Below are 26,889 nucleotides of genomic sequence, written 5' to 3' on the forward strand. Positions count from 1 at the left end.
ATGAAGGCGTTTTTAAAAGAAGTTGCAGAAGATTTAGTAAAAAGATTGGGTTCGGATCTGCACCATGCCGCAATAGTTTTTAACAATAAAAGACCGGTGCCTTACCTGCAAAACCATTTGGCAGATACGCTGAAGAAGCCTTTTTGGGCCCCCTCGTTTTTCACCATTCAGGAGTTTTTTGCCCTATCTACGCATCTGCAGGTAGCCGACGGTTTTACCCAGTTCTTTACCCTGTTAAAAGAATACAATAAGCTCATTATTGAAGAAGGTGGAAAACCACTCAATCCTGATGTTTTTTACCCGATTGCCAGGATCATTCTGAGTGATTTCTCACAAATAGACAATGATCTGGTGAATGCAGATCAGCTGTTTCAGGAACTGGAAGATATTGCGGTGATTGAAAAGGATTTTCAACACCTGACCGAAGAACAGCAACAGTTCTTAGAGCAGTTCTGGTCCTCGTTTTCTTCCGGAAAGCAACAATACCATCAGGAACAGTTTATCCGCATGTGGAGACGTATGCCAAAACTGTATCGCGCATTCCATGCGGCACTAAGAGATAAAGGCTATACCACCATGGCCTATATTTATCGTCAGCTGGCAGAAGGAAATGCAGATTTACCACAATTTATCGACGCTTTTAAAGCAGGGAAAATTGTCCTGGCTGGCTTTAATGCACTCAGCAATGCGGAAGCCGTGATTTTCAAAAAATGGAATAAAGAAGAAAAAGCTTTGTTCTATTTTGATGTCGACAAATACTATATGGATGATGAAACTCAGGAAGCAGGACTTTTCCTGAGAAAAAACATTCAAAAATTAGGACTTCCAAATGCTTTGGGCGAGGCAAGAGACCTGATTCGAAATCAACAGAAAGAGATTAACGTTTATAAAACACAAGGACAGACCGCACAAGCAAAGATTCTTCATCAAGAATTGTTGCAGGATTATCCATTGTTGGATGTCGCAGACAATGCCGGAAAAATAGCACTGATTCTTGCCGATGAGAGCTTGCTATTGCCTGTTTTACAAACGATTCCCACCAAATATCAACACGCAGCCGGGATTTCCAATATTGAATTGAACGTCACGATGGGATATCCACTATTGGCCACCTCCATTTTCGGCCTTGCTGATTTATGGTTGAGCGTACAGGCACAATTGACTGAAGGAAAAAAAGACACCATTTATTATAGAGAAGTAGAAGCCTTCCTCTCTCATCCTTTAACGGGCGTTTTACCCGCATTAAGAGATGCCATACAACAGGAAATTTTGAAAGATCAATTGATTGATGTTCCGGTGCAAACCTTACAAAAAGATAGCTTGTCTACCTTGTTTTTCACCAAAGTAGACAAAGGCTTAATGGCCATCGATCACCTGCAGCAGGTCTTCAAATTGATACTGGAAAGACAACTGGAAGAGCAGACTTTAAAACAAACGGAAGCCGATTTATTTGGCGCCACGCTGAAAGAACTGAACAGATTACACGATACTTTAGCCGATTATGCGGCACATCTACCCCTTTCTTTTGTGCTCTCTTTGATGCAAAAAGCAGTGCAGGGAATCGCAGTTCCTTTAAGTGGAGAACCTCTACAAGGAGTACAGGTGATGGGATTGCTGGAAAGCAGGAGCCTGGATTTTGAGCATGTGTATGTGCTTGGGGTAACGGAGGGTATTCTTCCACAGATCAACGTTTCTCCAAGTTTCATCCCTGATAGTATCCGCAGGGCCTATGGATTACCTGTGATAGAAAACCAGGACGCGATTTCTGCCTATATGTTTTACCGTTTATTGCAGCGTTCTAATAAGGTAAGTCTGGTGTATAACGGCCAGGCGGACGACAGTAATACCGGTGAACCCAGTCGCTTTTTAAAGCAACTGGAATTTGAAAGCGGCTATACTTTTAAATATTTCGATCAGTCACAATCCCTTGCTATTGAGCCGAAAGTAGAATTTGAGATTAAAAAAGAAGGGGAGGTGCTGAGGCGTTTACATACTTATTTAGACAATCAGGAGCAAGATCCGGTTAGGTTATCCGCCACCAGACTCACCACTTACCTCAACTGCCCGGTACAGTTTTTCTATAAGTATATTGCCAAAGTAGAAGAACCGGAAGCGCTTGCAGAGAACCTGGAAGCCAACAGCATTGGTTCTACCTTACACCTTGTTCTGGAGAATTTTTATCAGAAATTAAAGGATGAAAGCCCTTATATCACCAAAGAACGCATTACCGAAAACAGAAAACAGCTTACAGAGATGTGCAAGCTTGCCTTTTCCAAGGTGATGTTTGATAAAGAAGAAAGTTTACTGGAATACAATGGCATGCAGCAGGTGATGCTGGCCATTGTTGCCGAATATGCCAATGTGATCCTGGATCATGATGAACAACAGGCACCATTCTCACTCGTAGAATTGGAAAATGATAAAGATTATGTAATTACCTTCCCGATTAAGGTCAAAGGAGCAGAACGGAAACTGACTTTATTCGGTATTATCGATCGGGTGGATCAGCGTAATGGCGTCACCAGGATTGTGGATTATAAAACCGGAAGGGATGAAGTTGGTTTTTCTTCTATTGATGAACTGTTTGATAGCGAGAGTAATAAGCAAAATAAAGCCCTGGTGCAAACGTTGTTCTATACCTATGTTTATGAGCAAGCAAAGGGAATTTCTGGCGTAGAACCCAACCTGTATATCGTGCGTAAGATGCGCGAAGAAGGTACCTTGTTCTATCTGAAAGAAAATAGAAAGAGAGTACTTTTACAAGCGGAACATCTGGAGGAATTAAAAGGAAGTTTTACGACGCTTCTGCGCGAAAAACTGGAAGAATTGTTCAATCCGGAACTTCCTTTTAAACACACTACTGTTGCGGAAAATTGTACTTATTGTCCTTATCTTACCCTTTGCGGAAAATAAATAAAAAAAATAGCGCCTATGTTACTTTCAGCAGTCCCTATTCTGGCTTACAACAATCCAGCAGAAACCATTGCTTTTTATACCGAAAAATTGGGCTTTACCTTCCATTCTGAATGGGATGGTTACCTGATTTTCAGTAGGGAACAGGTCTCTATTCACCTCTGGTTTACCGAAGATCCGGCCATTCCAAAGCATACAGGCTGTTATATTAATGTAAATAATGTGGCACAATTGTATCAGGAATATGAGGCCCATGGGATCGTTCATCCGAACGGAAAGCTGTCTGAAATGCCCTGGGGAATGCATCAGTTCTCAATTTTGGACAATAGTGGTAATATTATTCATTTCGGAGAGCCCTCCGAAAATGAAGACAATTAAAGGGAAAATACAGTGTAATTAAAACACTACTTTATAATTAATTTACAATGGTTATATTTGCCATCAGTTAATATTTGAATATACAATGAGAGAAATTCAATTTAGAGAAGCGTTACGTGAAGCCCTAAGTGAAGAAATGCGTAAAAACGAGAACATTTTTTTGATGGGTGAAGAAGTAGCGCAATACAATGGTGCTTATAAAGTAAGTCAGGGTATGTTAGACGAGTTTGGCGACAAACGCGTGATTGATACTCCTATTGCCGAAATGGGCTTTACCGGTATTGGTATTGGCGCAGCAATGAATGGATTAGTTCCGGTCATAGAATTTATGACTTTCAATTTCTCATTGGTTGCCATTGATCAGATTATTAACGGTGCAGCCAAAATGCTTTCAATGAGTGGAGGTCAATTCTCTATTCCGATCGTATTCCGTGGCCCAACCGGAAATGCAGGTCAGCTAGGTGCTCAGCACTCTCAAAACTTTGAGAACTGGTTTGCAAACTGCCCGGGTTTAAAAGTAGTAGTTCCATCTACTCCTTATGAAGCTAAAGGTTTATTAAAACAAGCTATCCTTGATCCAGATCCAGTTATTTTCATGGAATCTGAGGTGATGTATGGTGATAAAGGTGAAGTTCCTGAAGAAGAATATTACCTGCCTATCGGTAAAGCAAACGTGGTTAAAGAAGGTACTGATGTAACCATCGTTACTTTCGGTAAAATGTTAACACGTGTGGTAAACCCTGCAGTTGAAGAGTTGACTAAAGAAGGAATCAGTGTAGAAGTAATCGATTTACGTACTGTACGTCCTATCGACTATGCAACCATCATTGAATCTGTTAAGAAAACAAACCGTTTAGTGGTAGTTGAAGAGGCATGGCCATTGGCTTCTATCTCTTCTGAGATCGCGTTTAATGTTCAAAAGAATGCTTTTGATTATTTAGATGCACCAATCTTACGTATCACTTGCGCTGACGTTCCACTTCCATATGCACCAACGCTTATCGCGGCTAGCTTGCCTAACGCTGAAAAAGTGATTAAAGCAGTAAAAGAAGTGATGTACGTAGCAAAATAAGTTATAAATTACATCGTTAATATAGGATCCCGTTGGTATTTACCAACGGGATTTTTTTTAACCCATCCTAACCGAAGGGCAACAATTCATTAACAAATTATTTATTTGAGGATATCGATTGTTAGCCTTAATTTTGGCCGCAATTGTACGTTAGCATAACAAAAGATCATTAAATGAGTCATCATTCTAAAATAATTGCTGCCGAGCTTGGGGTAGCTGAAAAACAGGTTGTTGCAACCATCGAACTGTTAGATGCCGGTGCAACTGTACCCTTTATTTCCCGCTATCGTAAGGAAATGACAGGCAGTCTGGATGAAGTGCAAGTCGCGTTAATCCGAGACAGATTTCAACAACTTCGCGAACTTGATAAACGTAGAGAAGCCATCCTAAAAGCACTGGCCGCATTGGATAAACTGAGCCCGGAACTGGAGCGTCAGATCAATGAGGCAACAAATATTGCCGCAATTGAAGACATCTACCTTCCATACAAACCTAAACGTAAAACGAGAGCTTCTGAAGCGCGTAAGAAAGGTCTGGAGCCATTGGCGTTAACGCTTTTGGAGCAGGGCAAGGGAACTCCGGATTCGGAGGCTAAGGCTTTCTTAAACGAGGAGCTGGGCGTAAATTCCATTGAAGAAGCTTTGGCAGGTGCAAGAGATATCATTGCTGAGATTGTGAATGAGCATGTGGAAGTCAGAACCGCAATGCGCCAGTATTTTCAGCAAAAATCTTCTTTCAAATCTTCAGTGATGAAAGGTAAAGAAGAAGAGGGGATCAAGTATAAAGATTATTTTGAATGGGAAGAGCCACTGAAAGCAGCACCATCACACCGTGTGTTGGCGATGAGAAGAGGGGAAAATGAAGCCATTCTGAAACTGGAAACGATGCCAGAAGAAGAAGGTGCAATTTCCATCATCGAAAGGCAATTCATCAAAGGGAGCTCTGCTGCGGCGAAACAGGTACAGATGGCCATTCAAGACTCTTATAAGCGTCTTCTAGGACCAGCGATGGAAACCGAAATTCGTTCTTTCTCAAAAGAGAAAGCCGATGTAGAAGCCATCCGTGTATTTGCAGAAAATGCCAGACAATTGTTATTGGCCGCGCCAATGGGACAGAAAAACGTATTGGCGATCGATCCTGGATTCCGTACCGGATGTAAGGTGGTCTGTTTAGACCGACAAGGAAAATTATTAGAGAACACAGCGATTTACCCACATACCGGACAAGGGAATGTGAAAAACGCAGCAGATAAAATTATAGAGCTTTGTAAAAAGCACCAGGTTGAAGCCATTGCCATTGGTAATGGTACTGCCGGAAGAGAAACAGAAGTGTTTGTCCGCAGTTTACAAATTCCTGAGGTGACTATTGTGATGGTCAATGAAAACGGTGCCTCTATTTATTCTGCTTCGGAAGTGGCACGTGAAGAGTTCCCTACACAAGATATTACCGTTCGTGGAGCAGTTTCTATCGGTAGAAGATTGATGGATCCATTGGCAGAGTTGGTGAAAATTGACCCTAAATCTATTGGTGTCGGACAATATCAACACGATGTGGATCAGAGTAAATTACAACAATCACTGGATGATACCGTAATGAGTTGCGTGAATGCAGTAGGCGTAGAGTTAAATACAGCTTCTAAGCAGGTATTGGCCTATGTTTCTGGTTTAGGCCCGCAATTGGCACAGAATATCGTGACCTATAGAAATGAAAACGGTGCGTTTAAAAATAGAGAAAGCCTGAAAAAGGTACCTCGTTTAGGCGATAAAGCATTTGAACAGGCTGCGGGTTTCTTGAGAATCAGAGATGCAGAACAGGTATTAGATGCTAGTGGTGTTCACCCGGAGCGATATAATTTGGTGAATAAAATGGCCAGAGACTTGAACTGTAGCGTAGCACAGCTGGTTAAAGATGCGGAATTGAGAAAACAAATCAAGTTGCAACAATATGTAACGGATGAGATCGGCTTGCCAACTTTAAACGATATCATGAACGAATTGGCAAAACCAGGGAGAGATCCAAGGGAACAATTCGAAGCATTCAGTTTTACAGATGGCGTAAATGAGATCGCTGATTTAAGAATCGGAATGAAACTTCCGGGAATTGTCACCAACATTACCAATTTCGGTGCTTTTGTAGATATAGGTGTTCATCAGGACGGATTGGTGCACACCAGTCAGCTGGCAGATCGTTTTGTAGCCAACCCTAATGATGTGGTCAAAGTACACCAAAAAGTAGAAGTGACCGTAGTAGAAGTGGATGCGGCAAGAAAACGCATTTCCTTATCCATGAAAACAGGGGAAGCGAAGCCTAAAATGAAAACAGCAGGAAAACCTGAAGAGCAAGGAAAAGCTTTCCATAAATCGGGTAATCACAAGCCTACCGGCAATAAACCGAAACCTGCTCATAAATCGGATCAGAAAGGGAAAGCTCAACCAGAAGGTGATTTACAGGTGAAATTGGAAGCTTTAAAGAATATGTTTAAATAAACAATCCAAATCAATTGATCTGAGTCAAAAGGAGAAGGTTCGGCATTTAGCCGAACCTTTTTTGATTATCAAATTTACTTGTTATTACTCGTGTAAAAAATAAAATGGTGAATATTTCCTCCTTTTTAGTTATTTTTGGTGAAAATATTCACCATTATGAAGTCAAAGAAGATTGTGATATTTCCCAAACAACAGAAAATTCTGGATTTATTGGGAGAGCATATAAAATTGGCGCGTAAACGTCGAAAACTAACAGCTGTTCAGCTTGCTGAACGTTCAGGTATAGATAGGGTGACGCTTAGATCCATTGAGAAGGGAAGTCCTAGTGTAGCAATGGGTTCATATTTTAATGTGTTGAGGTCGCTTAATCTACATGAAGACTTTCTTAAGCTTGCTGCAGATGACGAATTAGGTAAGAAATTACAAGATCTCGATTTACTTAAATAATGGCAACTGACAAAACAGATATTTGGGTGTACGCCCACTGGCAAGGGATGAAAAGTCCTGAGTGTATTGGTGTTTTATCAGGTCACCAGAGTAAAGGTAGAAAGGTCTTTAGCTTTGATTATGATAAAGAGTGGCTGAAATCTAAGACAAGATTCCTGCTAGATCCAGATATTCAATGGTACCATGGCTCCCAATTCCCAGGTGGTAAGGAGAACTTTGGAGTGTTTATGGATTCTATGCCGGATACTTGGGGAAGGAGGCTGATGCAACGAAGAGCTGCTCAAAATGCCTTGGCTCAAGGTACTGTGGTTTCAACTTTGTATGAACTAGATTTTTTGCTTGGGGTTCATGATTTTACTCGTATGGGTGCATTGCGATTTAAAAAAGATCCTGATGGACTATTTTTGGATGACAATAATGAAAACCCTGCTCCGCTAATGGCGCATATCAGAGCTTTACAGGAGAGTGCCAGGTTGTATGAGGAAGATGTGGATGGGAAACAAAGTGATAAATGGATGCAAATGTTAATTGCACCAGGTTCATCGCTTGGTGGAGCCCGACCGAAAGCGAATATTCTGGATGCTGATGGTAATTTATTTATTGCAAAGTTTCCTTCTAAAAGTGATACTACAGATAAAGCCGCATGGGAGTATCTTGCCTATACTTTAGGTTGTGATGCAGGACTAGATATGCCAGAGTGTCAATTGGTGAAAGTACATGGACCCTATCGGACCTTTTTGTCCAAACGATTTGATCGCGTTGGGGGAGAAAGAGTTCATTTTGCCTCGGCCATGACAATGACTGGAAATAATGAGGAACTTATTCGGGATTCAATACCAAGTTATCTGGACATTGCAGAATTTATACAGTATTCTGGAACGGCACATCTTGAAAAAGATTTGCATCAGCTCTGGAGAAGAATTGTATTTAACATGGCTATCTCCAATACTGATGATCACCTTCGTAATCATGGTTTTCTTTTAGATCAGGATGGCTGGCGGCTTTCGCCAGCTTATGATATTAATCCTTCTACTGAGAAGGATGGATTAGCTATAAATGTAGATAGTCACCACAACAGCCTTGATTTTGAACTTGCAAGAAGTGTTGGTATGTATTTTCAATTGAAAGACGAACAAATGGATAAGATTCTTCAAGAGGTTATCCTTGTCGTAAGGACCTGGAGATCTGTTGCTAATAAAATTGGAATTTCTAAAGTTGAGCAAGAATTAATGTCACCTGCATTTTCTTTGACTATTTAATAGTTGCTCCTTTAATCGAATGATCATTGACTTAAGGTGTTTAATGATATTTAAAAGACAGATTGAATTACAATTCAATCTGTCTTCTGATACTTTCTTCCAGTGAAATCAGTGTTTCCGTGCGTTGAATGCCTTCTACTGCCTGTATCTCCTCATTCAATACATGTCTCAAATGATTCGTGTCTCTACAGATGATTTTAGCGAACATACTATAAGCACCAGTCGTATAATGTAATTCTACGACCTCCTTAATTTTGCTCAGCTGTGCTACGGCATCTTTATATTGTATCCCTTTTTCTAAATAGATACCTAGAAAAGCACAGATGTCATACCCTGCTTTTTGCGGATCAATCATCAAATGGGAACCTTTAATAATGCCCATCTCCTGTAATTTTTTCATTCTTACATGGATCGTTCCCCCAGAAACGATCAGATCTTTAGCGATTTCCGTATAAGGTTTCGTCGCATCCTGCATTAACTGTTTTAAAATGTCAATATCCAGGTTATCAATTTCTAAATTTTGGCTTTCTTTTTTAAGCATGATTTTGATATTTGTTAACGATATTCAAATATAATTATTAATATGGTAATAATAAAATAATATGATTAAAATATTTGTAACATAAACGGGTTGTTGTTACATTTGTATCAAGCAAGTAACAAAAAATATTAGTTCTTTAACATTTGCTTATACTCTGTAGGGTGGTGAAACTGGCAGACGCACCTCCTTGTCTCGGTGGTGGAGAATATGGAAAACCCGTAAGGGCTAACTACTCCTTGAAGGTTCGACTCCTTCCCCTACAGCAATGAGTTTTTGAGTGGTAAGTTTTTCAGTTCTAATATAGGTGCATTTGGAAATTTACGACTTAACGCTTAAAACTCAGAAGATTGTACTTTATTTATTTTGTTGGGTGGTGAAATTGGCAGACACGCCTCCTTGTCTCGGTGGTGGGGATTAATGGGATAAACGTAGTTTATGGGTTGACCACAATTGATTTTGAACTATAGCTAACTACCCCTTGAAGGTTCGACTCCTTCCCCAACAGCCAGTTTTTTTATGAATAATAAGTTAGTTAAAAAAAAGTGACCTTGGATGAGGTCACTTTCTTTTTAACGCCCTTCCAACGAACACCAATTCCTTTTTTATTAAACTTTATACCTTCCATTTCTTTAAAATTCCAATTCATTTATAGCCGTTTATAGCTGTATTCAAGGCCTCAGTTTTGTATTTTGAAAAAATAAAACGAATGGTGATTGTACCCGGGTTGTAGTCGGGAAGAGATGCAGGTTGGCGTAGGGTATGGTAAGCGTCTGGATGAAGTTGCCGACCAGTTGCTGTAGGTTTTTACATTTTGAATACTACCTGAACTCCTGCTCAACCCTTACCAGGATCAGGGTTCTTCCCGACCAATCAGCGATCTTTCCCACATTCAAACCCAGCTCATCAGTATTCCCTTGCATTGGCCAGGATCCCGGATTTTCAGGCCATAAAAAAGCGGCTGTTTTTTTCAAAACAGCCGCCAGATCCACCAACGAAAAATTAAGGTTTCAATTGATACTTTTCACTGAATTTTTTATCCAGTTGTTTATGGAGGTTATCCAGGTTGATGTCTCTTCCTTGAATAAAGGCCTGTTCTACATGGTTGCTCTTCATGTCTAAGGCATCTCCTGAGGAGATAAAAAACGTTGCGTCTTTACCCATTTCTAAACTTCCGGTGGTTTTGTCGATACCCAACACTTTTGCGGTATTCAAAGTAATGGTCTGCAATGCCTTTTCAGGATCCAGTCCCCATGCTGAAACCGTTCCTGCCATAAAAGGAAGATTCCTTTGTTGCCAGTAACCATCGATACTAACCACGACATCTACGCCTGCATTGGCCAATACCGCCGCATTTTTATAAGGCATATTCACATCGTCATCTATAGAATTAGGTAAGGCATGCGGTTGTTTTACGACCACAGCCACATTGTTTTTCTTCAGAAAATCGGTGATCAGGTAGGCATCATCGCCACCAACAATCACAGGGGTAATCTGATATTTTTTTGCGAAATTCACTGCAGCAATGATGTCTTTTTCCTGGTCTACATTGATAAATAAGCGCTGACTGCCATTAAATAGGTTTCTCATTGCCGCTAAGCGCGCATTCGTTGTGGCTGGCTTTGGACCTTCTGCATAAGCTTTGGACTCTGTAAAAAGTTGGTCCAGCTCGTTGATCGCATTTTGTGCCCGTTCTTTTAACAGCTCAGGGGTAACTGTCGGACTGCGAAATCCGCCTCGTCCTTTAGGAACGATTGGCCAGGTGATGTGCATCGCGTCATCCTTTTTAATCGCTGCATCTTCCCAATTCCAGGCATCCAGTTGAACTACAGCAGAACTTCCGGCAACCATTCCACCTTGTGGCGTCACTTGTGCCATTAAAATGCCATTGCTTCTCAATGTGGCTGGAACTTTAGAATCTGTATTGTAAGCGATGATAGATCGGATATGTGGGTTGATATTGCCAATCTCGGCAAAATCCAGCGTAGCTTTTATCGACTCAAATTCTGCCAGTCCTAAGTTCGTAACCGGAGCAATAAAGCCAGGATACACATGTTTGCCATTTGCCTGAATCAGGTTTCCTTTGCTCATGTCCAGTCGAACCACTGTGGCATCACCAATTCCAGTAATCTTTCCTTTATCAAAAATCAGGTAGCCATTTTCAATCACCTTGCCATTGCCTAAATGTAGTTTGGCGCCTAAAACGTAAGTCAGTTTACTTTGTGCAGGGGCAGGAGAGATATTCGCCTGTGCGAAAGCTGAAACCGTTGCCGCTGCGGTAAGGAATACAGTTAAAATATATTTATTCATGAGCATGTGTCCTTTCTAATTCATTTAGTTCCATAGCATAATCTTCCAGGGTTTCGCAATGGTACATCCGCGGGCTTTCAGCAACCGGACGCTGCGTCTTTCCGCCTTTACCTTTGCTTTCCTGCATTTTTTTAATGATTCTTGCACGTTCCAGCTGCTGATCTTTTCTCAGCTGCTCATCACGTTCGATGTCCCAGTAAGCAATTCCATCTACAAACGTTCTTTCCGCTTTAGCATAAATAGATAGCGGGTTTGCAGACCAAATCACCACATCTGCATCTTTGCCTGCTTTGATACTGCCCACTTTGTTGTCGATGTGGAGCATTTTAGCTGGGTTTAAGGTCACAAACTTCAAGGCATCCTCTTCTGGTACGCCACCGTATAAGACGGCTTTACCAGCTTCCTGGTTTAGTCTGCGCGCCATTTCAGCATCATCAGAATTGAAGGCTGTAGTGATGCCTACGTTGTGCATGATCTTTCCATTGTAAGGGATCGCCTCTGCAACTTCCATTTTATAGGCCCACCAATCGGAAAAAGTCGAGGCATTAATTCCGCGTGCTTTCATTTTATCCGCCAGCTTGTAGCCTTCCAGAATATGAGTAAAGGTGTTGATCTTGAAGCCAAGACTATCAGCAACGTTCATCAGCATATTGATCTCAGATTGCACGTAAGAATGACAAGTAATGAAGCGCTTGTTGTCTAAAATCTCAACAATTGCATCGAGCTCCAGATCTTTGCGCACATGGTTTCCTTTAACAGCCAGTGCTGTTTTATACTCTTTTGCGCGGGTAAATTCGTCAACAAAAGATTGCTCTACACCCATTCTGGTTACCGGAAAACGTGCACCCGTACCAAAATTACTTTGCTTCACATTTTCACCAAGAGCGAATTTGATAAAGCCATCAGCACCTGCGAACTTCAATTCCTCAGGTAACTTTCCCCAACGGAGTTTAATCAGCTGCGCTTGTCCGCCAACCGGATTTGCTGAACCATGAAGGATATGAGAAGTCGTTACTCCACCTGCCAGCTGACGGTAGATGTTCACATCTTCTGAATTGATGATGTCCGCAATTCTTACTTCCGCAGAAGAAGATTGAGCACCTTCATTGATGCCACCTGTTCCAGCGATATGAGAATGTTCATCGATCAGTCCTGCCGTAATGTGTTTTCCTGTAGCATCAATAACTTTTGCATTGCCTGCACTTAGGTTTTTCCCTACGGCCTTGATTTTACCGTTTTCCAGCAAGACGTCTGCATTTTGAAGGATTCCTTCTTTTTCATTCGTCCATACCGTTGCGTTTTTTAACAATACGGTTTCTTGTTTTAATGGGCTTGGAAGACCAAAAGCGGTAAATGGATAGATCAGGGTACCTGCATTGAGGACCGGTTTTTCTACCTCTTTTTTCGCCAGTGTTTTCGCTACCGTATCTTTTTCATCCTTTTTTCCGGTCAGGAATCGTTTGCCCTGTACCCAGTTTTCCAGGACGATGTTGTTCTTTTTAAAGAGACTATCTGAAGTGATAATGAAATTGGCCAGTTTACCTTTTTCCAGTGTCCCTACCTTATCGGAAACACCAATCATAGCGGCTGGGATCTCTGTAACAGATAAAAGTGCTTGTTTTTGGGTTAAGCCATTGTCAATCGCAGTACGGATATTCGTCCAGAAGTCCGCCGCTTTATCCAGGCCATAGCTGGTTAAAGAGAATTTGATTCCTGCTTTTTCCAAAACTCCTGGATTCGTAGGGGCCATTTCCCAGCCTTTCATTTGCGTTAACGTTACATTTCTCGCCTCTGAAGGGTCTTCCACATCGTATGCTTTGACAAAATTGATGGGAATAATTAAGCTGGCGCCAGTTCCTTTAACCGCATCAATGCGCTGGTATTCGTCACCATTAGATTTGATAATATACTGTTTGCCAAATTCTTTTCCGATTTTATCCGCACGCAAAATGTTTTGCCAGCCGTCAGCTTCAAAAATTTGTGGGATATTTTGCTGTTTGTTAAAGGCTTCCAGAGAGATGTTATATTCTTCCTTTTGTTTGCCATACCACTGTGCATCATAATAGGTCTGACGCAATAGGGCAATAGCGCCCATCAATGAGGTTGGGTAGTCGTTTTGTGAACTTCCTTTGTTGAAAGAGTAATTGGCGGATGCTTCCGGTTTGAGCATGGTGGTATTTTCTCTTTCATCGCTTAAAGTAACTACGGCGGAGGTACCACGGGAAATACCATCTCTGCTGATCACATTCACACTACCGAATCCCGCTTTGCGCAATTCATCTGCTTTTTTAGTGTCTATGGTAAAAATAGTGTTGACCTGTGTTTCCGGGCGGATGGCTTCATTCCAGCCATATGCCCCTTTTTTTGTAGAGGTGAATATGGATTGACGGGATCCTCCACTAAAAGTTCGGCTGTTTTCAGGGACGCCATAAGCAGAAAAAGCATCTACCAAAGAAGGGTAAATGTATTTTCCTTTTAGGTCGATCACCACATAACCTTTCGGTATGGCTGTGCCGGTACCCACCGATTGGATGGTTTGGCCTTTGATTAATAGGGTTCCATTGGAGATGGTCTGGTTCGCATTTACCACGATGTTTGCATTGGTAAAGGCGTAATTTCCCGGTCTGATGTCATAAGACCCGTTTACCGGGTAGGTCTGCTGAGCAAATACCAGGGTACCAGAAAAAACCAACGCAAGCGAGAGTAGAATTTTCTTCATAAAAAATTTAGTTTTAGTAGCTAAATCTAACCTAAAAAACTGGGAGCATCTGTTTATAACCTATTTTTTACCAATTGAAACTTGGCTTTGTCCACAATTTGGCAAAGGTTTGTCAACAAATGTGTAATGGAGCATCATTATTTAGTTTATAATGATTTTAAATATCGATTACTATTTTTCCCTTTTTTTAAACTGTTTTTTATTAGCTAAGTTTGAAAGAAAAATTCGTTATGGATAAGATTTATCATATTTTGAAAAGTGCGCATTCAGGATGGCGTTACCTGGTTTTAATAATGTTGGTATTGGCAATCGTTCAGGCATTGGCTGGATGGTTAGGAAAAAAACCATATACAGAAGGAAATAGAAAGTTCAATGTTTTCACATTGATCTTTGTGCACGTCCAAATTTTATTTGGATTGGGTTTATACTTTCTAAGTCCACTGGTACAAGCAGGGATTAGATATTGGAAAATGGAGCATATCGGAATGATGATTTTTGCGGCTATTTTAGTGACTGTTGGAAATGCCAGATCGAAACGCAGTGAGGATGCAGCTAGTAAACACCGCACTATTGCCCTTTATTTTGGCCTTGCGCTGATCGTTATCGTTGCTTCCATTATTCAAATGGTACAACTTGATCCTACAAGGACATTCTGGGGAGTGTCATAAAATTTCACAATTTAATTTGGTGTTGTAAGATTTATTTATATTTTTGTTGCACATGATTAACAATATACATACTTGGCAATGGCGCAGTAATTCTGAAAAGAGTTTCGTCGTAGCTTCGTGTACATTATAGTTTATCAACCTAAACCAAACCACACTTATAACCCGACGTAACCACACGTCGGGTTTTTTGTTATAAAATTTTTTTTACGGCGGAGATGAAAAGCAATTGCACACTGATGAAAACAAAGATTTAAGATGAAGAATTATATCATTAACACCACTTACAAGAAGCGTCTTGCGGATACCACTACTCCGGTAAGTATTTACCTGAGGTTGAGGGATGTATTTCCGAATACCATTCTATTGGAAAGTTCCGATTACCACAGTCGCGAGAACTCGGTGAGTTACGTGTGTGCCCAGCCAGTGGCAGGGATCGTATTGAAAAATGGCATCTTATCCACTTATTTTCCTGATGGAAAAAAAGTAGAAAAAGAGGATTTTGTGCTCACAGAAGAAATTGATGCTTTTAAGCAGCAATTCGAGCCTGGCGTAGTGAACGAAACGCGCTATATCTCCAATGGTTTGTTTGGCTATTTCACCTGGAATGCCATTCAACATTTTGAAGACATCTCTTTTCAGTCAACTTCTCCTGAAGGAGAGGATATCCCTTTGATGCAATACCATATTTATCGGTATATCATTGCCATCGACCACTTTAAGAATGAAGTGACCTTGTTTAAAAATACATTTAACGGGGATGAAGATGATGACCTGGAGAAAATGGAATACCTGGTTCAGAATAAGAACTTCCCGGAATATAGCTTTAAAACGATTGGCGAGGAAAGCTCTAACCTGACCGATCAGGGCTTTATGGATATTGTAGACAAAATGAAAAAACACATTTTAAGAGGTGATGTTTTTCAGATTGTACCATCAAGAGCATTTAAACAAGGGTTTTTAGGGGATGAGTTTAACGTATACCGTTGCTTGCGCTCCATCAACCCTTCTCCATATCTTTTCTATTTTGATTATGGAAACTTTAAGCTATTCGGTTCTTCTCCGGAAGCACAGATCACCATCAAGAATAATGTGGCCAATATCTTCCCAATTGCGGGTACCTTTAAGCGTACTGGAAATGATGAAGAAGATGCGGAACTAGCCAGAAAGCTGGAGCAGGACCCCAAAGAAAGCGCAGAACACGTGATGCTGGTAGATTTGGCAAGAAACGACCTGAGCAGACATTGCAATGGGGTAGCCGTGAAATCTTTCAAAGAAGTACAATATTATTCTCATTTGATCCACCTGGTGTCTAAAGTAAGCGGAAACCTTCAAAAAGATGTTTCCTCTTTTAAAGTAGTCGCAGATACTTATCCGGCAGGAACATTGAGTGGTGCGCCAAAATATCGCGCCATGCAGCTTATCGATGAGTATGAAGGCCTGGGTCGTAATTTTTATGCAGGCGCAATTGGGTATATGGGGTTTAACGATACATTTAACCATGCCATCATGATCCGTACTTTTATGAGTAAAAACAATGAATTGCATTATAGAGCAGGAGCGGGTATTGTGGCCGATTCTATCCCTGAAAATGAAATGCAGGAAGTAAATAACAAAATTGCAGCCCTTCGCAGAGCTGTAGAAATGGCCACAGGCATATAACATGACAAACGATAAAGAGATGCAGAAGAAAGTATTGGTAATTGACAATTACGATTCATTCACTTACAATTTGGTCCACCTGGTAAACGAGTTAGGAAGAGAAGTGGAAGTCTGGAGGAATGATAAATTCGAATTGTCTGCGGTAGCGCAATACGATAAAATTATCCTTTCACCGGGTCCTGGAATTCCGGAAGAAGCAGGTTTGTTATTGGATGTGATTAAAGAATATGCGGCTACGAAGAGTATCTTTGGGGTGTGTTTAGGGCAACAAGCCATTGCACAGGCATTTGGTGGTACCTTGTTGAACTTAGGCAGGCCAATGCACGGCATTGCGACGCCAATACAGGTGCTGGACAAAGAAGAAGTGCTTTTCAAAAATTGTCCGGAGGTAATCAATGTGGGTCGTTACCATTCTTGGGTGGTAAATAGCGAAGGCTTTCCGGATTGCTTAACCATCACAGCAACGGATAAAGACCAGGAGATTATGGCGCTAAGGCATAAAGAATATGATGTTAGAGGTGTTCAGTTTCACCCGGAAAGTGTGCTGACAGAATACGGTAAGGAAATGATGAAAAACTGGTTAGAAGCTTAAAAGATGAATATTTTAGATAAAATTGTACTTCGCAAGCGTGAAGAAGTGGCCTTGGCCAAAGAATTGGTTTCTATAAAAATGCTGGAATCGGCAATACATTTCAACAGAACCCCTTATTCATTTGAGGAGTTTCTGCTGGATGAAAAGCGCTCGGGAATCATTGCCGAATTTAAACGCCGTTCTCCTTCTAAAGGCATTATTAATGACAAAGTGACTGTAGAAGAGGTGACTACTGCCTATGCTGCAGCTGGTGCTTCTGCACTTTCTGTGTTGACAGATGTGGATTTCTTCGGTGGGCATACCAACGACCTATTGGCGGCCAGAGCTGTCAATAATATTCCCATTCTGAGGAAAGATTTCATGATCGATGAATATCAGATTTTGGAAGCCAAAGCATTAGGCGCAGACATTATCCTATTGATTGCCGCGATCTTAACACCTGATGAGATTGAAGATCTGGCTGTTTTTGCTAAAAGCTTAGGATTGAATGTTTTACTTGAGGTTCACAATCTGGATGAGTTGCAGAGAAGCGTGATCCCTGAATTGGATGCCATCGGTGTAAATAACCGTAATCTGGCTGATTTTTCTGTCAATATCCAGACTTCTTTTGACCTGGTAGAGGAGATCCCTGACGACTTTTTGAAAATTTCTGAAAGTGCCATCAGTGACCCAATTACCATTAATGAACTGAGAGCAGCCGGATTTGACGGTTTCCTGATTGGTGAAAACTTTATGAAAACTCAAAATCCAGGAGCGTCAATGGCCGACTTTGTCAGTCAGCTGATCTCGGTATAACTTTTGTATCTTTGTAGGCTACATGGGAAAGCAAAAATATTTTGATACCGCGCTTAAACCTGAACGTGCTGTTCTTGTTGGCGTAATAAGACAAGGTGAAAAACCGGAAGAAACCAAAGAGTATTTGGATGAGCTGGCATTTTTGGTAGATACTGCCGGAGGTGTAGTCACGCACATCTTCACTCAAAAAATGGAGAAACCGGACCGTGGTACTTTTGTAGGTACCGGAAAATTAGAAGAAATAGCGGCTTATGTGAAGTCGGAAGAAATAGATTTAGTGGTGTTTGATGATGAATTGTCACCCTCACAACTGAGAAATATTGAGCGTGAATTGCAGGTTAAAGTGCTGGACAGGAGTAACCTGATCCTGGATATCTTTGCAGGCAGAGCACAAACGGCACAGGCGAGAACGCAGGTGGAGTTGGCTCAATTACAATACTTATTGCCACGATTAACCCGTTTATGGACCCACTTGGAGCGCCAAAAAGGGGGTATCGGGATGAGAGGACCTGGTGAAACTCAGATCGAAAGTGATAGAAGGATGATTCTGGAGAAGATCTCTCTTTTGAAAGAACGCCTGAAACTGATCGATAAGCAAAATGAGACACAAAGAAAAAACCGTTCTGAACTGATTCGTGTGGCTTTGGTAGGTTATACCAACGTTGGTAAATCAACCATCATGAACATGTTGTCAAAATCAGAAGTATTTGCGGAAAATAAATTGTTCGCTACGCTGGACACGACCGTGCGTAAGGTGGTGATCGAAAACGTTCCTTTCCTTTTGTCAGATACAGTTGGATTTATCCGCAAACTGCCTCACCATTTGATCGAATGTTTCAAATCGACACTAGATGAAGTACGTGAAGCAAATGTATTGATCCATGTAGTGGATATTTCTCATCCTAATTTTGAAGATCAGATCAATGTGGTCAATGAAACTTTAAAAGAATTGGGTGCCAGAGACAAACCCACGATCATGCTGTTCAATAAAATTGATGCGTATGTGAGCCCGGAAGTGGATTTGGAAAATGGAGAGAAATCTACTTTGACCCTGGAAGATTTTGAACGCAGCTGGATGGCCACTAATAATGCCCCTGCGATGTTTATCTCTGCCCTGCATAAAGAGAATTTAGAAGAATTTAAACAGCTATTGTACGATAAAGTTAAAGCTTTACATACAGAGCGCTATCCTTACGATAAGCTGTTATATTAATATTTAAGATTGCAATAATTATGGAAAGTAAACGTCAGCAGAAATTTGCCGGAGTCCTGCAAGAGGAATTAGCAAGTATATTTCAACGTGAAGGAGCAGCATATTTACCAAATACCCTGGTGACCATTACTAAAGTCCGCGTTTCTCCGGATTTAGCGGTAGCAAAGGTTTATTTAAGCTTTTTAAATACCAACAATACCACTTTATCTGTGGCAGAAGTGAATGCGCATTCTAGTGAGATCAGGTATAAATTGGGTGCAAGAATTCGCCATCAGGCAAGGGTTGTTCCTACCTTAACGTTCTTCCTTGACGATACCAACGAGTACGTTGAGCGCATGGACAAGATCTTTGATAAGATCGCAAAGGAGCCAAGACAAGAGGATACTGAAGAACAAGCGGATTAATATTTAGCGCTGAAGATAAGATATGCAGGAAACAGCAACCGTAAAGCATCCGTTAAATCTGGAAGGCGTTGAGATTGGAAAAGTGGTAGATTTTGATGCGGCTTCGGATCAATTGTATCCTTTTAACCTGACCGCAAGCAATACGGAGCTGAGTCCGGAAGTATTGGCCGATACGGCTGTTTTTAGCGACTGGATTTCCGGCCATCTGGCCAACGCCAATGCCCGTTATGGGATTGGCGGATATGATGAACACCGGACAATCTATGCCCGGAGTCATCATTTTGATTCAGAAGAAGAACCCCGAAGGTTACATTTAGGGGTAGATATCTGGGGGCCTGCAGGAACTAAAGTTTATAACTTTTACGATGCAGTGGTTCACAGTTTTAAATTCAATGACCATTATGGGGATTATGGAGCAACCATTATCCTGAAATATGTGGTCAAAGGGCAGGTGTTTCATGCCTTGTACGGACACTTGAGCTTAGCTTCACTGACTGGTTTACAGGTAGGACAAAAGATGGCCAAAGGGAAGGCTTTCGCCACTTTCGGTATCCCCGAAGAAAATGGCCACTGGCCTCCGCACCTTCATTTTCAATTGATTTTTAACCTGTATACCGCCAAAGGCGATTACCCAGGCGTTTGTCAGTTTTCTAAAAAATCAGGATTTCTCCTGAATTCTCCCGATCCCGCTGTTATTTTAAAACATACATTTAAAGGCGGATTGATTTAATTTCCGTAAATTAGGGTATGAACAGATGGCTATTTTTATGCTTTCTGCTGCTCGGTTTTTCTGCAGCTTCGCAACCCAGATTAAAAGGTGGCCTGGAATCCTTTGTGATGAGCAATAAGGTCTATCCACCATATTCCCTACACAATTGCATTCAGGGGGTAGTGAATATCGAATTCAAACTGAACGATCGGGGAGAGGTATTCTATTCCGCAGTTCGTTCTGGCGTAGGCACAGATTTGGATCAGGAGGCATTGCGCTTGATTCGCCTGAGTAGTGGCAAATGGGAAGTTCCTCCAGGGCATGATTCGACCTTGGTCTTAATTGCGCCGATGGTGTTTGAACTTACCGGATATGGCTGCGAAGGGAAAACTAAAACAGAAATCAACCTGGCAATCGCCAATTATATTTCCAACACCGCACTAACGGATGTCATCCTGAATTTCTATAAGAACAGAGGAACAGTAGGCTATAAACCAGAAGATGAAGCGAGGTTTGCACGGTTAAAAGAAGAGCTGGGCTATGATGAAGCCTATTTTGGAGAAAGGATAAAAGATGGTAAGCGTAAGCTGAAACAGAAAGATTTCCAGGGTGCCTGTGAAGATTTTATGTTCGTTAAGAACATGGGCTCAAATTTAGCGGATCAGCTGATCGCACAATACTGTCGAAATTAAGGAATGATGATCGTTATGGCTGCCGGCAAAATTCTGGCTTCCACCTGATTTACTTTTCCTTGATACTCTCCATCTACCTGGAAATGGACTTTATGTCTTGTTTTGATGCAAAGGTCCTTGGTATGAAAAAGTTCAATCTTTTCCCGATTAAAAGGAAGTTCGGTAAATTTCACCTTCAATATCTCTAGGACCGTATATTTCTTGACTAAAATCACTTCAAAAAGATCATCTGTCAGGTCGCCTTCCGGGTTGATTTTAACTCCTGTACCATAGCTGGTGGCGTTCGCAATCACCACCATCGCTGCCTGAGTCTGAATCTGCTTTCCTTTAATTTCCAGGTCTACCTCCATTTTATGATGGCTCCATAAGGCTTGCCATGCGGCTTTTGCATAGCCGATCATGCCACGTTGCGGCAGGTGATCGAAACGTTTGATGATATAGGCGTTAAAGCCGATATCGGCAAGATGGATGCAGAATTCGCCATTTACCTTGATGGCATGGATTTTCTTTAGCTGACCGCTGGCCGCTACTTTCAAGGCAGCTTCTAATTCCAATGGGATGCCAAGTTCTTTGGCCATACCATTGGCAGAACCTGCCGGAATAATTCCGATGGGGATGTTTGTTCCAGCCAGGCATTCGGCAACGAGCTTTAACGTCCCATCACCACCCACAGCAATCACACGATCTGCTTTTGACTGATCAATGGTCTGTTTCAGGTTTTCTAAACTACAGTCCTTAGGGAGTTCAAATATTTCAATTTCCTGGGATTCTGCCTTAAAATGAAGCGTGATGGCTTCGGAATAGTTAATTTGATGATTTCCGGAACCTGGATTAACGATAAAAAGTAATTTTGCGCTCGAATTGCCTGCTCCCATTGATATTGTTTAATAGGACAAACAACTTCCGGCTTACTCTGTTTTAATTAGCAATGATTAAATCCTGCAATGTTAAAGTATATCATGGCTATGGACATACCCATAACCTGGTTATTTATGGCCATGTATTCAGTTTTAAAGCCCAGACCAAACAGATCTACAGCAATAATTTGTTTGTAAATATTGCCCATCTTTTGAAACTTTTTATGGTGAAACCAGCCCCTTTTACCAAGGTTCAGCTGAATTTTAATGGGCAGATCATCACGCAAAAAACAGCTTATGATGGTTTTTTTAAGTTTGAGTGGGAGGCGCTGGAAGATGTTGCCGCAGGTTGGCATGGCGTAAAGGTAAAAGCCTTCGCCAAAGATGGGACCGTATTGGGAGAATCATTAGGGAAGGTATATGTACCTCACATTACGCAATATGGAATTATTTCTGATGTAGATGATACCGTGATGGTTTCTCATTCTGCCACCATTGGCCGGAGGTTAAGAGAGCTGTTCATCAAGAACCCAAGAACCCGAAAAACCTTTCCTGGCATCGCCGAACTTTACCGGTTACTTGCGTTATCGCATACCACTGCCGATCAACCCAATCCATTTTTCTATGTTTCCAGTACAGAATGGAATCTTTACGATTACCTGGTGGAGACTTTTCGCTTTAACAGGTTACCCGAAGGGGCTTTTTTGCTCAACCAGCTGAAACGCTGGACCAGCTTAATCAAAACCGGAAAAACAGGGCATGAAGGGAAGTTGATTCGTTTGCGGAGGATCATGGACGTTTTTCCCAATCAAAAGTTCGTATTTTTTGGTGATAACTCCCAGAAAGACCCGGCTATTTATGCAACTATTGCAGAGAAGTTCCCGCAAAATGTAGCCGCAGTATTCATTAGAAATGTCCGTAAAGAGAAAGTCATAGAAACCACCAAAATATTAGCTAAAATGGAAGCTGCAGGTGTCAGTACCTGTTTGTTTAAAGACAGTAAAGATGCCTTTTCCTACGCACAGAAAATTGGCCTTATTGAAATTAGCTGATCGATTTTCCAAAAGGCGTAAAGGCCAGGTTCATCAATTTGAAATGTTGCCTGCCGAATGGGATTCCGATAATGGTAATACAGAATAACAAGCCAAAAAATAAATGAGTCAAGGCAATCCAGAAACCTCCAAAAACTAACCAGATGATGTTCATAATGGTAGATAAACAACCGGTATTGGAAGAAGTATCCGTGATTTTTACTCCAAATGGCGCCAATCCTACGAATGCGAATTTGAAACATTGCAGTCCAAAAGGAATACCTATGATGGTGAGGCATAAAATTAGCCCACCGATGATGTATTCGATAAAGATGAAAATGCCGCCGAAAACGATCCAAATGATATTGCCTATTAAATTCATGCCTTGTTTTTCAATTAAGATACGATAAGGAAGACTTCGTTACATTAAATTATTGTTTTTATTATTGCAGCATGGTTTTTAGACTCGATGAAAAGGAGATTAGCTTTCCAGATCCGGCATTGGCTGATCCGGACGGATTATTAGCAGTAGGAGGAGATTTAAGTGTGAACAGACTGCTTTTAGCCTATCATCATGGAATTTTCCCCTGGTTTAGTGAAGATGATCCCATTTGTTGGTATTCGCCTCATGAGCGTTGCGTAATCTTCCCGGATCAGGTGAAGATTAGTAAGAGCATGGCAAAAGTTTTAAAAGATGAGGTTTTCAAAATCACCTACAATCAAGCATTTCCGGAAGTGATCAGGAATTGTGCAAAAGTTGGGCGTAAGGACCAGCCGGGAACATGGATTACGGAAGAAATGCAGGAAGCCTATATCGCATTGCATGAGTACGGCTATGCAAAAAGTGTAGAAGTATGGAAGGATGGGGTATTGTGTGGCGGGCTATATGGCCTGGAAATCGGTGCTGTATTTTGTGGCGAAAGCATGTTCAGCCTGGTCAGTAATGCTTCTAAAGCAGCTTTGATCTGGTTGTGCCAGGAAAAAAACTTTGACTTGATTGACTGTCAGCTTCCAAATGATCATTTGTTGAGCCTGGGGGCGGTGATGATCAGCCGGGAGGAATATTATGATTTGCTGCAGCCTCAATGAAACGATAGGATAAACGCCAAATCGCGCCAGATAAAAACGAATCCAGCGCGATGAGCCAGGGAATTATGGGTTAACGACTAGTTCAGGATCTCTTTAATGTCTTCTTTACTCAATGATTTGAAGAAGCTTTCTTCCGTTGTAATCAATGAGCTCGCCAATCTCTTTTTGCGATTTTGCAGCGCAAGAATTTTTTCTTCTACCGTATCTTTAGCGATAAATTTATAAATGAAAACTTTCTTCTCTTGTCCGATGCGGTGGGTACGGTCAATGGCTTGTTGTTCTACTGCCGGATTCCACCAAGGGTCTAGGATAAATACATAATCTGCCTGGGTAAGGTTTAAGCCTACGCCACCCGCTTTAATGGAAATTAAAAAGACTTTCAGTTCCGTGTTTTCCTGGAATTCTGCCACGATTTCCCCTCTGTTTTTTGTTGCGCCATCCAAGTAAGAGAAAGGGATTTCTTCTTTCTCAAAATACTGTTTGAAAATATTGAGGTGCTTCACAAACTGCGAGAAAATCAAAATTTTATGTCCTCCTTTTAACACATTATCCAAGGTATGGATCACGTTTTCAAATTTTCCGGAATCCGAAGTATACGTTTCATCGATCATAACCGGATGATTCGCCAACTGCCTCAATGCGGTTAATCCCTGCAAGAGCTGGACTTGTTTTTTCGCATAAGTACCATCGTCCATGCTGCTCAACAAGTCGTTCCGATAAGCAGATTTTGTCTTCTCATAGTAAGCCGCCTGATCTTCAGACATGTCGCAGTAAATCACCTGCTCTGTTTTTGCAGGGAGCTCAGAAGCCACCTGTTCCTTGGTTCTTCGTAAAACAAATGGTTTGATGATGGCTTGTAGTTTTCTGGCTTTTTCTTCATCCTTTCGCTTCTCGATCGCCTGTACATACTCTTCATTGAAGAAGGTCTGTGTACCCAATAAACCCGGATTTAAAAAAGTAAGCTGTGTCCATAGATCACTCACAGAGTTTTCAACCGGCGTACCACTCAAAATCAATTTATGTCTGGATTTAAGTGCTTTTACCGCTTTGAATGATTTTGAAGATGGATTTTTGATGTTCTGACTCTCATCGAGGATGATGTAGTTGAAATAATAATCTTTCAGCAAATCGATGTCTACGCGGGTAATGCCATAGGTGGTGATGATGATGTCGTATTTCGCAAACTGACTGATGTCTTTGTTCCTGGAGCTTCCGGTATGGGCATGGATCTTCAGTTTTGGGGTGAATTTCTTAGCCTCATTGAGCCAGTTGTAGATCAGGGAAGTTGGCATAATGATCAGTGAGGTGCTTTTCGTCGACTGCTCTTCATCCTCTTCTTTAATTTTTTGGAGCATCGCCAGGGTTTGTATGGTTTTACCCAAACCCATGTCATCTGCCAGACAGCCGCCAAAATTATACTCCCTTAAAAAGCTGAACCAGTTGTATCCCGCTTTCTGATAGCTGCGGAGGTCTCCTTTAAAGTGTACCGGCATTTTGGTGTCTTCAATGTTCTCAAAATCGTTTAGCCTTTGTAGCTTCCTACTTAAGGTGACGCTGGCAATGCCATCTTCTGCCAGTTCATTGATCAGTCCGATATGGTGTTTTTTTAACTTCAATTCCTTCCCGCCATCGGAAAGGCTGAATAAACTTCCATATTGACTAAACCATTTTTCAGGAATGATCGCAATGGAACCATCAGGAAGGGTAAACTCCCTTTTTTTATGAAGGATATGTTGTTTTAGCGCAATAAAAGGAATGGGATGCGAACCGAAATAAACGATCGCATTGATGTCAAACCAATCATTGTCTTCTTTGATTTCAAAATCAATTTTATTGCTGGCAAACTGGAACTTTTTAGCACTTTGGTCTTGCTCAATCTCAAAACCTTCAGCTTTCAGCTGCTCAATATGCTCATTAACCCAGTTGAGTACGGCATAACTTTGGTTCTCCTCTGCATGGGCAGGTAATTCCAGGTTATGGTCCAGCGGATTCACTTTCTTGAGTCCAAGGGAAGTCAGAAAGTTAAATTTCTGCTTCTCCCATGTGGCATCTCTTTTGATGCGGGTGAAAATATAGTTGTCTTCTTCTTTCTCGATGTGTACCGTAATTTTTTTCTCATTACCCATTGCAAAAGCATGGGTATCATACCTAAAGTACAATTGCAGTTGAGAGATGCCGGCATCAACATAAATCACCTTGATCACCGGTGTAGGTTCATGTTTTTCCGTTTTGATGTCAAAACCTTCCGCATAAACATGGTATTTCTCAATGAGTGGAGCGACAAATTTTTCAAAATATGCGCCTTCTGCAGATTTCGGAATCGTGATGTAGCGTTTGTTTAAAAATGGCATCAGTTTTTTTCCTTCAATGTCTTGTTCAAAGAAGTATAAAACGTCATTTAACAGCAGCCATGCGGGTTGGTTACTCACCACCTGGGCTTCCTGAAACATGAAGTCGATGCGCATGCCCTGGTATTTGATCGTTGGAAAGTATCTGGTTTCCATAGCATTTCGCCTAAAATGAAACAATACCGTAGCCGGTTCGGCAGCAAGTTCGATTTTTCGCTCTGCAGGCCAGCCATCACTGTCCATCATGTACAATGCACCATCCTTTTTGATGAGTTCTAAGGCCTCTGCCAGTTTCTTTTCAATCTTGGGACGCACGTTCTCATAAAATTTTTCATTGAAAAATTTGCTGAAAAACTCAACCGGACGAATGGGCTTTTTATGGTATTTCTTGATGATGAAATCCTGTTCAGTCTCATCCAGAATTTTGATCAGTTTAAAGTCTTTTTCTGTCAGGTGTGCAGCGAATTCAGAAGCAGTATGAGAAAACACACGCTGGTAGGTTAATGAAAAGTCTCCCTGAGGGTTCAGCTGGACAATATGAGGCTCTATCAAATAACCGAAAAACTCATGTTTACACAATGAATAAACAATTTTACAGGGTTTAGAACTATCTACTCGTAACATTAGCTAAAGGTTAAAACAAAGGGAGGATAAGCATTTAAAAATCTTTAAACATACAGCAAATTGAACTTCTTTCAAATAAAACAGGA

The 26,889-nt window shown here is 41.3% G+C and carries 23 protein-coding genes and 2 tRNA genes; 18 read left to right on the forward strand and 7 right to left on the reverse strand.

The annotated features are described in order from the left end of the window. The 6 genes from GM920_RS15440 to GM920_RS15465 all read left to right on the forward strand — a co-directional run bounded on the left by GM920_RS15440 (nucleotide 1) and on the right by GM920_RS15465 (nucleotide 8,555). Entirely contained in the window at nucleotides 1-2,913 is a 2,913-nt protein-coding gene (locus GM920_RS15440; protein WP_182959086.1) for a PD-(D/E)XK nuclease family protein, read from the forward strand. 18 nt (nucleotides 2,914-2,931) lie between these two features. Continuing rightward, nucleotides 2,932-3,291, forward strand: coding sequence for a bleomycin resistance protein (locus GM920_RS15445; RefSeq protein ID WP_182959087.1), 360 nt, complete (start codon nucleotides 2,932-2,934; stop codon nucleotides 3,289-3,291). A gap of 85 nt (nucleotides 3,292-3,376) precedes the next feature. Then, a complete protein-coding gene (locus GM920_RS15450) occupies nucleotides 3,377-4,363 on the forward strand; it encodes a pyruvate dehydrogenase complex E1 component subunit beta (RefSeq protein ID WP_182959089.1) in 987 nt (328 codons plus the stop codon). A 173-nt stretch (nucleotides 4,364-4,536) separates the two neighbouring features. After that, on the forward strand, nucleotides 4,537-6,849 hold the full coding sequence (locus GM920_RS15455) for a Tex family protein (protein WP_182959091.1): 2,313 nt from the start codon (nucleotides 4,537-4,539) through the stop codon (nucleotides 6,847-6,849). A gap of 156 nt (nucleotides 6,850-7,005) precedes the next feature. Further along, complete coding sequence (locus GM920_RS15460; protein ID WP_182959092.1) at nucleotides 7,006-7,296, forward strand: helix-turn-helix domain-containing protein; 291 nt, start codon at nucleotides 7,006-7,008, stop codon at nucleotides 7,294-7,296. After that, a complete protein-coding gene (locus tag GM920_RS15465; protein WP_182959094.1) occupies nucleotides 7,296-8,555 on the forward strand; it encodes a type II toxin-antitoxin system HipA family toxin in 1,260 nt (419 codons plus the stop codon). The genes GM920_RS15460 and GM920_RS15465 overlap by 1 nt, the downstream gene beginning before the upstream one ends. A gap of 67 nt (nucleotides 8,556-8,622) precedes the next feature. On the opposite strand, the gene GM920_RS15470 is transcribed toward GM920_RS15465, so the two are convergent. After that, nucleotides 8,623-9,096: an Lrp/AsnC ligand binding domain-containing protein gene (locus GM920_RS15470; RefSeq protein ID WP_182959096.1), complete on the reverse strand. Its 474-nt coding sequence runs from the start codon at nucleotides 9,094-9,096 to the stop codon at nucleotides 8,623-8,625. A gap of 155 nt (nucleotides 9,097-9,251) precedes the next feature. Here GM920_RS15470 and GM920_RS15475 point away from each other — a divergent pair. Next, a tRNA-Asp gene (locus GM920_RS15475) sits at nucleotides 9,252-9,359 on the forward strand. A gap of 101 nt (nucleotides 9,360-9,460) precedes the next feature. Then, a tRNA-Asp gene (locus GM920_RS15480) sits at nucleotides 9,461-9,604 on the forward strand. Between the two features lie 310 nt (nucleotides 9,605-9,914). Here GM920_RS15480 and GM920_RS15485 read toward each other — a convergent pair. From GM920_RS15485 to GM920_RS15495, 3 genes are read right to left on the reverse strand one after another with little or no spacing between them, the layout of a single operon-like run. After that, nucleotides 9,915-10,067, reverse strand: a complete 153-nt coding sequence (locus tag GM920_RS15485) for a hypothetical protein (protein ID WP_182959099.1) — start codon at nucleotides 10,065-10,067, stop codon at nucleotides 9,915-9,917. Between the two features lie 28 nt (nucleotides 10,068-10,095). After that, entirely contained in the window at nucleotides 10,096-11,403 is a 1,308-nt protein-coding gene (locus GM920_RS15490; protein ID WP_182959102.1) for an amidohydrolase family protein, read from the reverse strand. Further along, the gene (locus tag GM920_RS15495; protein ID WP_182959105.1) at nucleotides 11,396-14,122 is read right to left on the reverse strand and encodes an amidohydrolase family protein; all 2,727 of its coding nucleotides are present in this window, start codon (nucleotides 14,120-14,122) and stop codon (nucleotides 11,396-11,398) included. The genes GM920_RS15490 and GM920_RS15495 overlap by 8 nt, the downstream gene beginning before the upstream one ends. Before the next feature lie 230 nt (nucleotides 14,123-14,352). Here GM920_RS15495 and GM920_RS15500 point away from each other — a divergent pair, with 230 nt between their 5' ends. From GM920_RS15500 to GM920_RS15535, 8 genes are all read left to right on the forward strand, one after another. Then, complete coding sequence (locus GM920_RS15500; RefSeq protein ID WP_182959108.1) at nucleotides 14,353-14,790, forward strand: cytochrome B; 438 nt, start codon at nucleotides 14,353-14,355, stop codon at nucleotides 14,788-14,790. Between the two features lie 255 nt (nucleotides 14,791-15,045). Continuing rightward, on the forward strand, nucleotides 15,046-16,449 hold the full coding sequence (locus GM920_RS15505) for an anthranilate synthase component I family protein (protein ID WP_182959111.1): 1,404 nt from the start codon (nucleotides 15,046-15,048) through the stop codon (nucleotides 16,447-16,449). Nucleotides 16,450-16,468: 19 nt separating this feature from the next. Beyond that, nucleotides 16,469-17,041: an anthranilate synthase component II gene (locus tag GM920_RS15510; RefSeq protein WP_182959242.1), complete on the forward strand. Its 573-nt coding sequence runs from the start codon at nucleotides 16,469-16,471 to the stop codon at nucleotides 17,039-17,041. Between the two features lie 3 nt (nucleotides 17,042-17,044). Next, on the forward strand, nucleotides 17,045-17,836 hold the full coding sequence (gene trpC / locus GM920_RS15515) for an indole-3-glycerol phosphate synthase TrpC (RefSeq protein WP_182959114.1): 792 nt from the start codon (nucleotides 17,045-17,047) through the stop codon (nucleotides 17,834-17,836). Between the two features lie 22 nt (nucleotides 17,837-17,858). Beyond that, a complete protein-coding gene (gene hflX, locus GM920_RS15520) occupies nucleotides 17,859-19,049 on the forward strand; it encodes a GTPase HflX (RefSeq protein WP_182959116.1) in 1,191 nt (396 codons plus the stop codon). 20 nt (nucleotides 19,050-19,069) lie between these two features. Then, complete coding sequence (rbfA, locus tag GM920_RS15525) at nucleotides 19,070-19,453, forward strand: 30S ribosome-binding factor RbfA (RefSeq protein ID WP_182959119.1); 384 nt, start codon at nucleotides 19,070-19,072, stop codon at nucleotides 19,451-19,453. Between the two features lie 22 nt (nucleotides 19,454-19,475). Beyond that, nucleotides 19,476-20,183: a peptidoglycan DD-metalloendopeptidase family protein gene (locus tag GM920_RS15530; protein ID WP_182959122.1), complete on the forward strand. Its 708-nt coding sequence runs from the start codon at nucleotides 19,476-19,478 to the stop codon at nucleotides 20,181-20,183. Nucleotides 20,184-20,200: 17 nt separating this feature from the next. After that, nucleotides 20,201-20,854 (forward strand): energy transducer TonB, encoded by a 654-nt coding sequence (locus tag GM920_RS15535; protein ID WP_182959125.1) that lies wholly within the window; start codon nucleotides 20,201-20,203, stop codon nucleotides 20,852-20,854. Here GM920_RS15535 and GM920_RS15540 read toward each other — a convergent pair. Further along, nucleotides 20,851-21,729, reverse strand: a complete 879-nt coding sequence (locus GM920_RS15540; RefSeq protein ID WP_182959128.1) for a diacylglycerol/lipid kinase family protein — start codon at nucleotides 21,727-21,729, stop codon at nucleotides 20,851-20,853. The two genes, GM920_RS15535 and GM920_RS15540, sit on opposite strands and share 4 nt — an antisense overlap. A gap of 53 nt (nucleotides 21,730-21,782) precedes the next feature. On the opposite strand from GM920_RS15540, the gene GM920_RS15545 reads away from it, so the two are divergent. Next, on the forward strand, nucleotides 21,783-22,763 hold the full coding sequence (locus GM920_RS15545) for an App1 family protein (RefSeq protein WP_182959130.1): 981 nt from the start codon (nucleotides 21,783-21,785) through the stop codon (nucleotides 22,761-22,763). On the opposite strand, the gene GM920_RS15550 is transcribed toward GM920_RS15545, so the two are convergent. Further along, nucleotides 22,756-23,124: a YccF domain-containing protein gene (locus GM920_RS15550; RefSeq protein ID WP_182959133.1), complete on the reverse strand. Its 369-nt coding sequence runs from the start codon at nucleotides 23,122-23,124 to the stop codon at nucleotides 22,756-22,758. The genes GM920_RS15545 and GM920_RS15550 overlap by 8 nt on opposite strands. A gap of 71 nt (nucleotides 23,125-23,195) precedes the next feature. Between GM920_RS15550 and aat the strand changes: the two genes are divergently transcribed. Beyond that, nucleotides 23,196-23,831 carry a leucyl/phenylalanyl-tRNA--protein transferase gene (gene aat, locus GM920_RS15555; protein ID WP_182959136.1) on the forward strand — a complete coding sequence of 212 codons (636 nt, stop codon included), beginning with the start codon at nucleotides 23,196-23,198 and terminating at the stop codon, nucleotides 23,829-23,831. A gap of 77 nt (nucleotides 23,832-23,908) precedes the next feature. Here aat and GM920_RS15560 read toward each other — a convergent pair whose 3' ends face one another. Next, the gene (locus GM920_RS15560; protein ID WP_182959139.1) at nucleotides 23,909-26,803 is read right to left on the reverse strand and encodes a DEAD/DEAH box helicase; all 2,895 of its coding nucleotides are present in this window, start codon (nucleotides 26,801-26,803) and stop codon (nucleotides 23,909-23,911) included. Nucleotides 26,804-26,889: the final 86 nt, after the last annotated feature.

Source organism: Pedobacter gandavensis (genome assembly GCF_014172405.1).
Lineage (GTDB): Bacteria > Bacteroidota > Bacteroidia > Sphingobacteriales > Sphingobacteriaceae > Pedobacter > Pedobacter gandavensis.

Bases quoted from the DNA above. Each gene is read 5' to 3' on its own strand.
- GM920_RS15440 (WP_182959086.1), top strand. From the start codon at position 1: ATGAAGGCGTTTTTAAAAGAAGTTGCAGAAGATTTAGTAAAAAGATTG.
- GM920_RS15445 (WP_182959087.1), top strand. From the start codon at position 2,932: ATGTTACTTTCAGCAGTCCCTATTCTGGCTTACAACAATCCAGCAGAA.
- GM920_RS15450 (WP_182959089.1), top strand. From the start codon at position 3,377: ATGAGAGAAATTCAATTTAGAGAAGCGTTACGTGAAGCCCTAAGTGAA.
- GM920_RS15455 (WP_182959091.1), top strand. From the start codon at position 4,537: ATGAGTCATCATTCTAAAATAATTGCTGCCGAGCTTGGGGTAGCTGAA.
- GM920_RS15460 (WP_182959092.1), top strand. From the start codon at position 7,006: ATGAAGTCAAAGAAGATTGTGATATTTCCCAAACAACAGAAAATTCTG.
- GM920_RS15465 (WP_182959094.1), top strand. From the start codon at position 7,296: ATGGCAACTGACAAAACAGATATTTGGGTGTACGCCCACTGGCAAGGG.
- GM920_RS15470 (WP_182959096.1), bottom strand. From the start codon at position 9,096: ATGCTTAAAAAAGAAAGCCAAAATTTAGAAATTGATAACCTGGATATT.
- GM920_RS15490 (WP_182959102.1), bottom strand. From the start codon at position 11,403: ATGAATAAATATATTTTAACTGTATTCCTTACCGCAGCGGCAACGGTT.
- GM920_RS15495 (WP_182959105.1), bottom strand. From the start codon at position 14,122: ATGAAGAAAATTCTACTCTCGCTTGCGTTGGTTTTTTCTGGTACCCTG.
- GM920_RS15500 (WP_182959108.1), top strand. From the start codon at position 14,353: ATGGATAAGATTTATCATATTTTGAAAAGTGCGCATTCAGGATGGCGT.
- GM920_RS15505 (WP_182959111.1), top strand. From the start codon at position 15,046: ATGAAGAATTATATCATTAACACCACTTACAAGAAGCGTCTTGCGGAT.
- GM920_RS15510 (WP_182959242.1), top strand. From the start codon at position 16,469: ATGCAGAAGAAAGTATTGGTAATTGACAATTACGATTCATTCACTTAC.
- trpC (WP_182959114.1), top strand. From the start codon at position 17,045: ATGAATATTTTAGATAAAATTGTACTTCGCAAGCGTGAAGAAGTGGCC.
- hflX (WP_182959116.1), top strand. From the start codon at position 17,859: ATGGGAAAGCAAAAATATTTTGATACCGCGCTTAAACCTGAACGTGCT.
- rbfA (WP_182959119.1), top strand. From the start codon at position 19,070: ATGGAAAGTAAACGTCAGCAGAAATTTGCCGGAGTCCTGCAAGAGGAA.
- GM920_RS15530 (WP_182959122.1), top strand. From the start codon at position 19,476: ATGCAGGAAACAGCAACCGTAAAGCATCCGTTAAATCTGGAAGGCGTT.
- GM920_RS15535 (WP_182959125.1), top strand. From the start codon at position 20,201: ATGAACAGATGGCTATTTTTATGCTTTCTGCTGCTCGGTTTTTCTGCA.
- GM920_RS15540 (WP_182959128.1), bottom strand. From the start codon at position 21,729: ATGGGAGCAGGCAATTCGAGCGCAAAATTACTTTTTATCGTTAATCCA.
- GM920_RS15545 (WP_182959130.1), top strand. From the start codon at position 21,783: ATGATTAAATCCTGCAATGTTAAAGTATATCATGGCTATGGACATACC.
- GM920_RS15550 (WP_182959133.1), bottom strand. From the start codon at position 23,124: ATGAATTTAATAGGCAATATCATTTGGATCGTTTTCGGCGGCATTTTC.
- aat (WP_182959136.1), top strand. From the start codon at position 23,196: ATGGTTTTTAGACTCGATGAAAAGGAGATTAGCTTTCCAGATCCGGCA.
- GM920_RS15560 (WP_182959139.1), bottom strand. From the start codon at position 26,803: ATGTTACGAGTAGATAGTTCTAAACCCTGTAAAATTGTTTATTCATTG.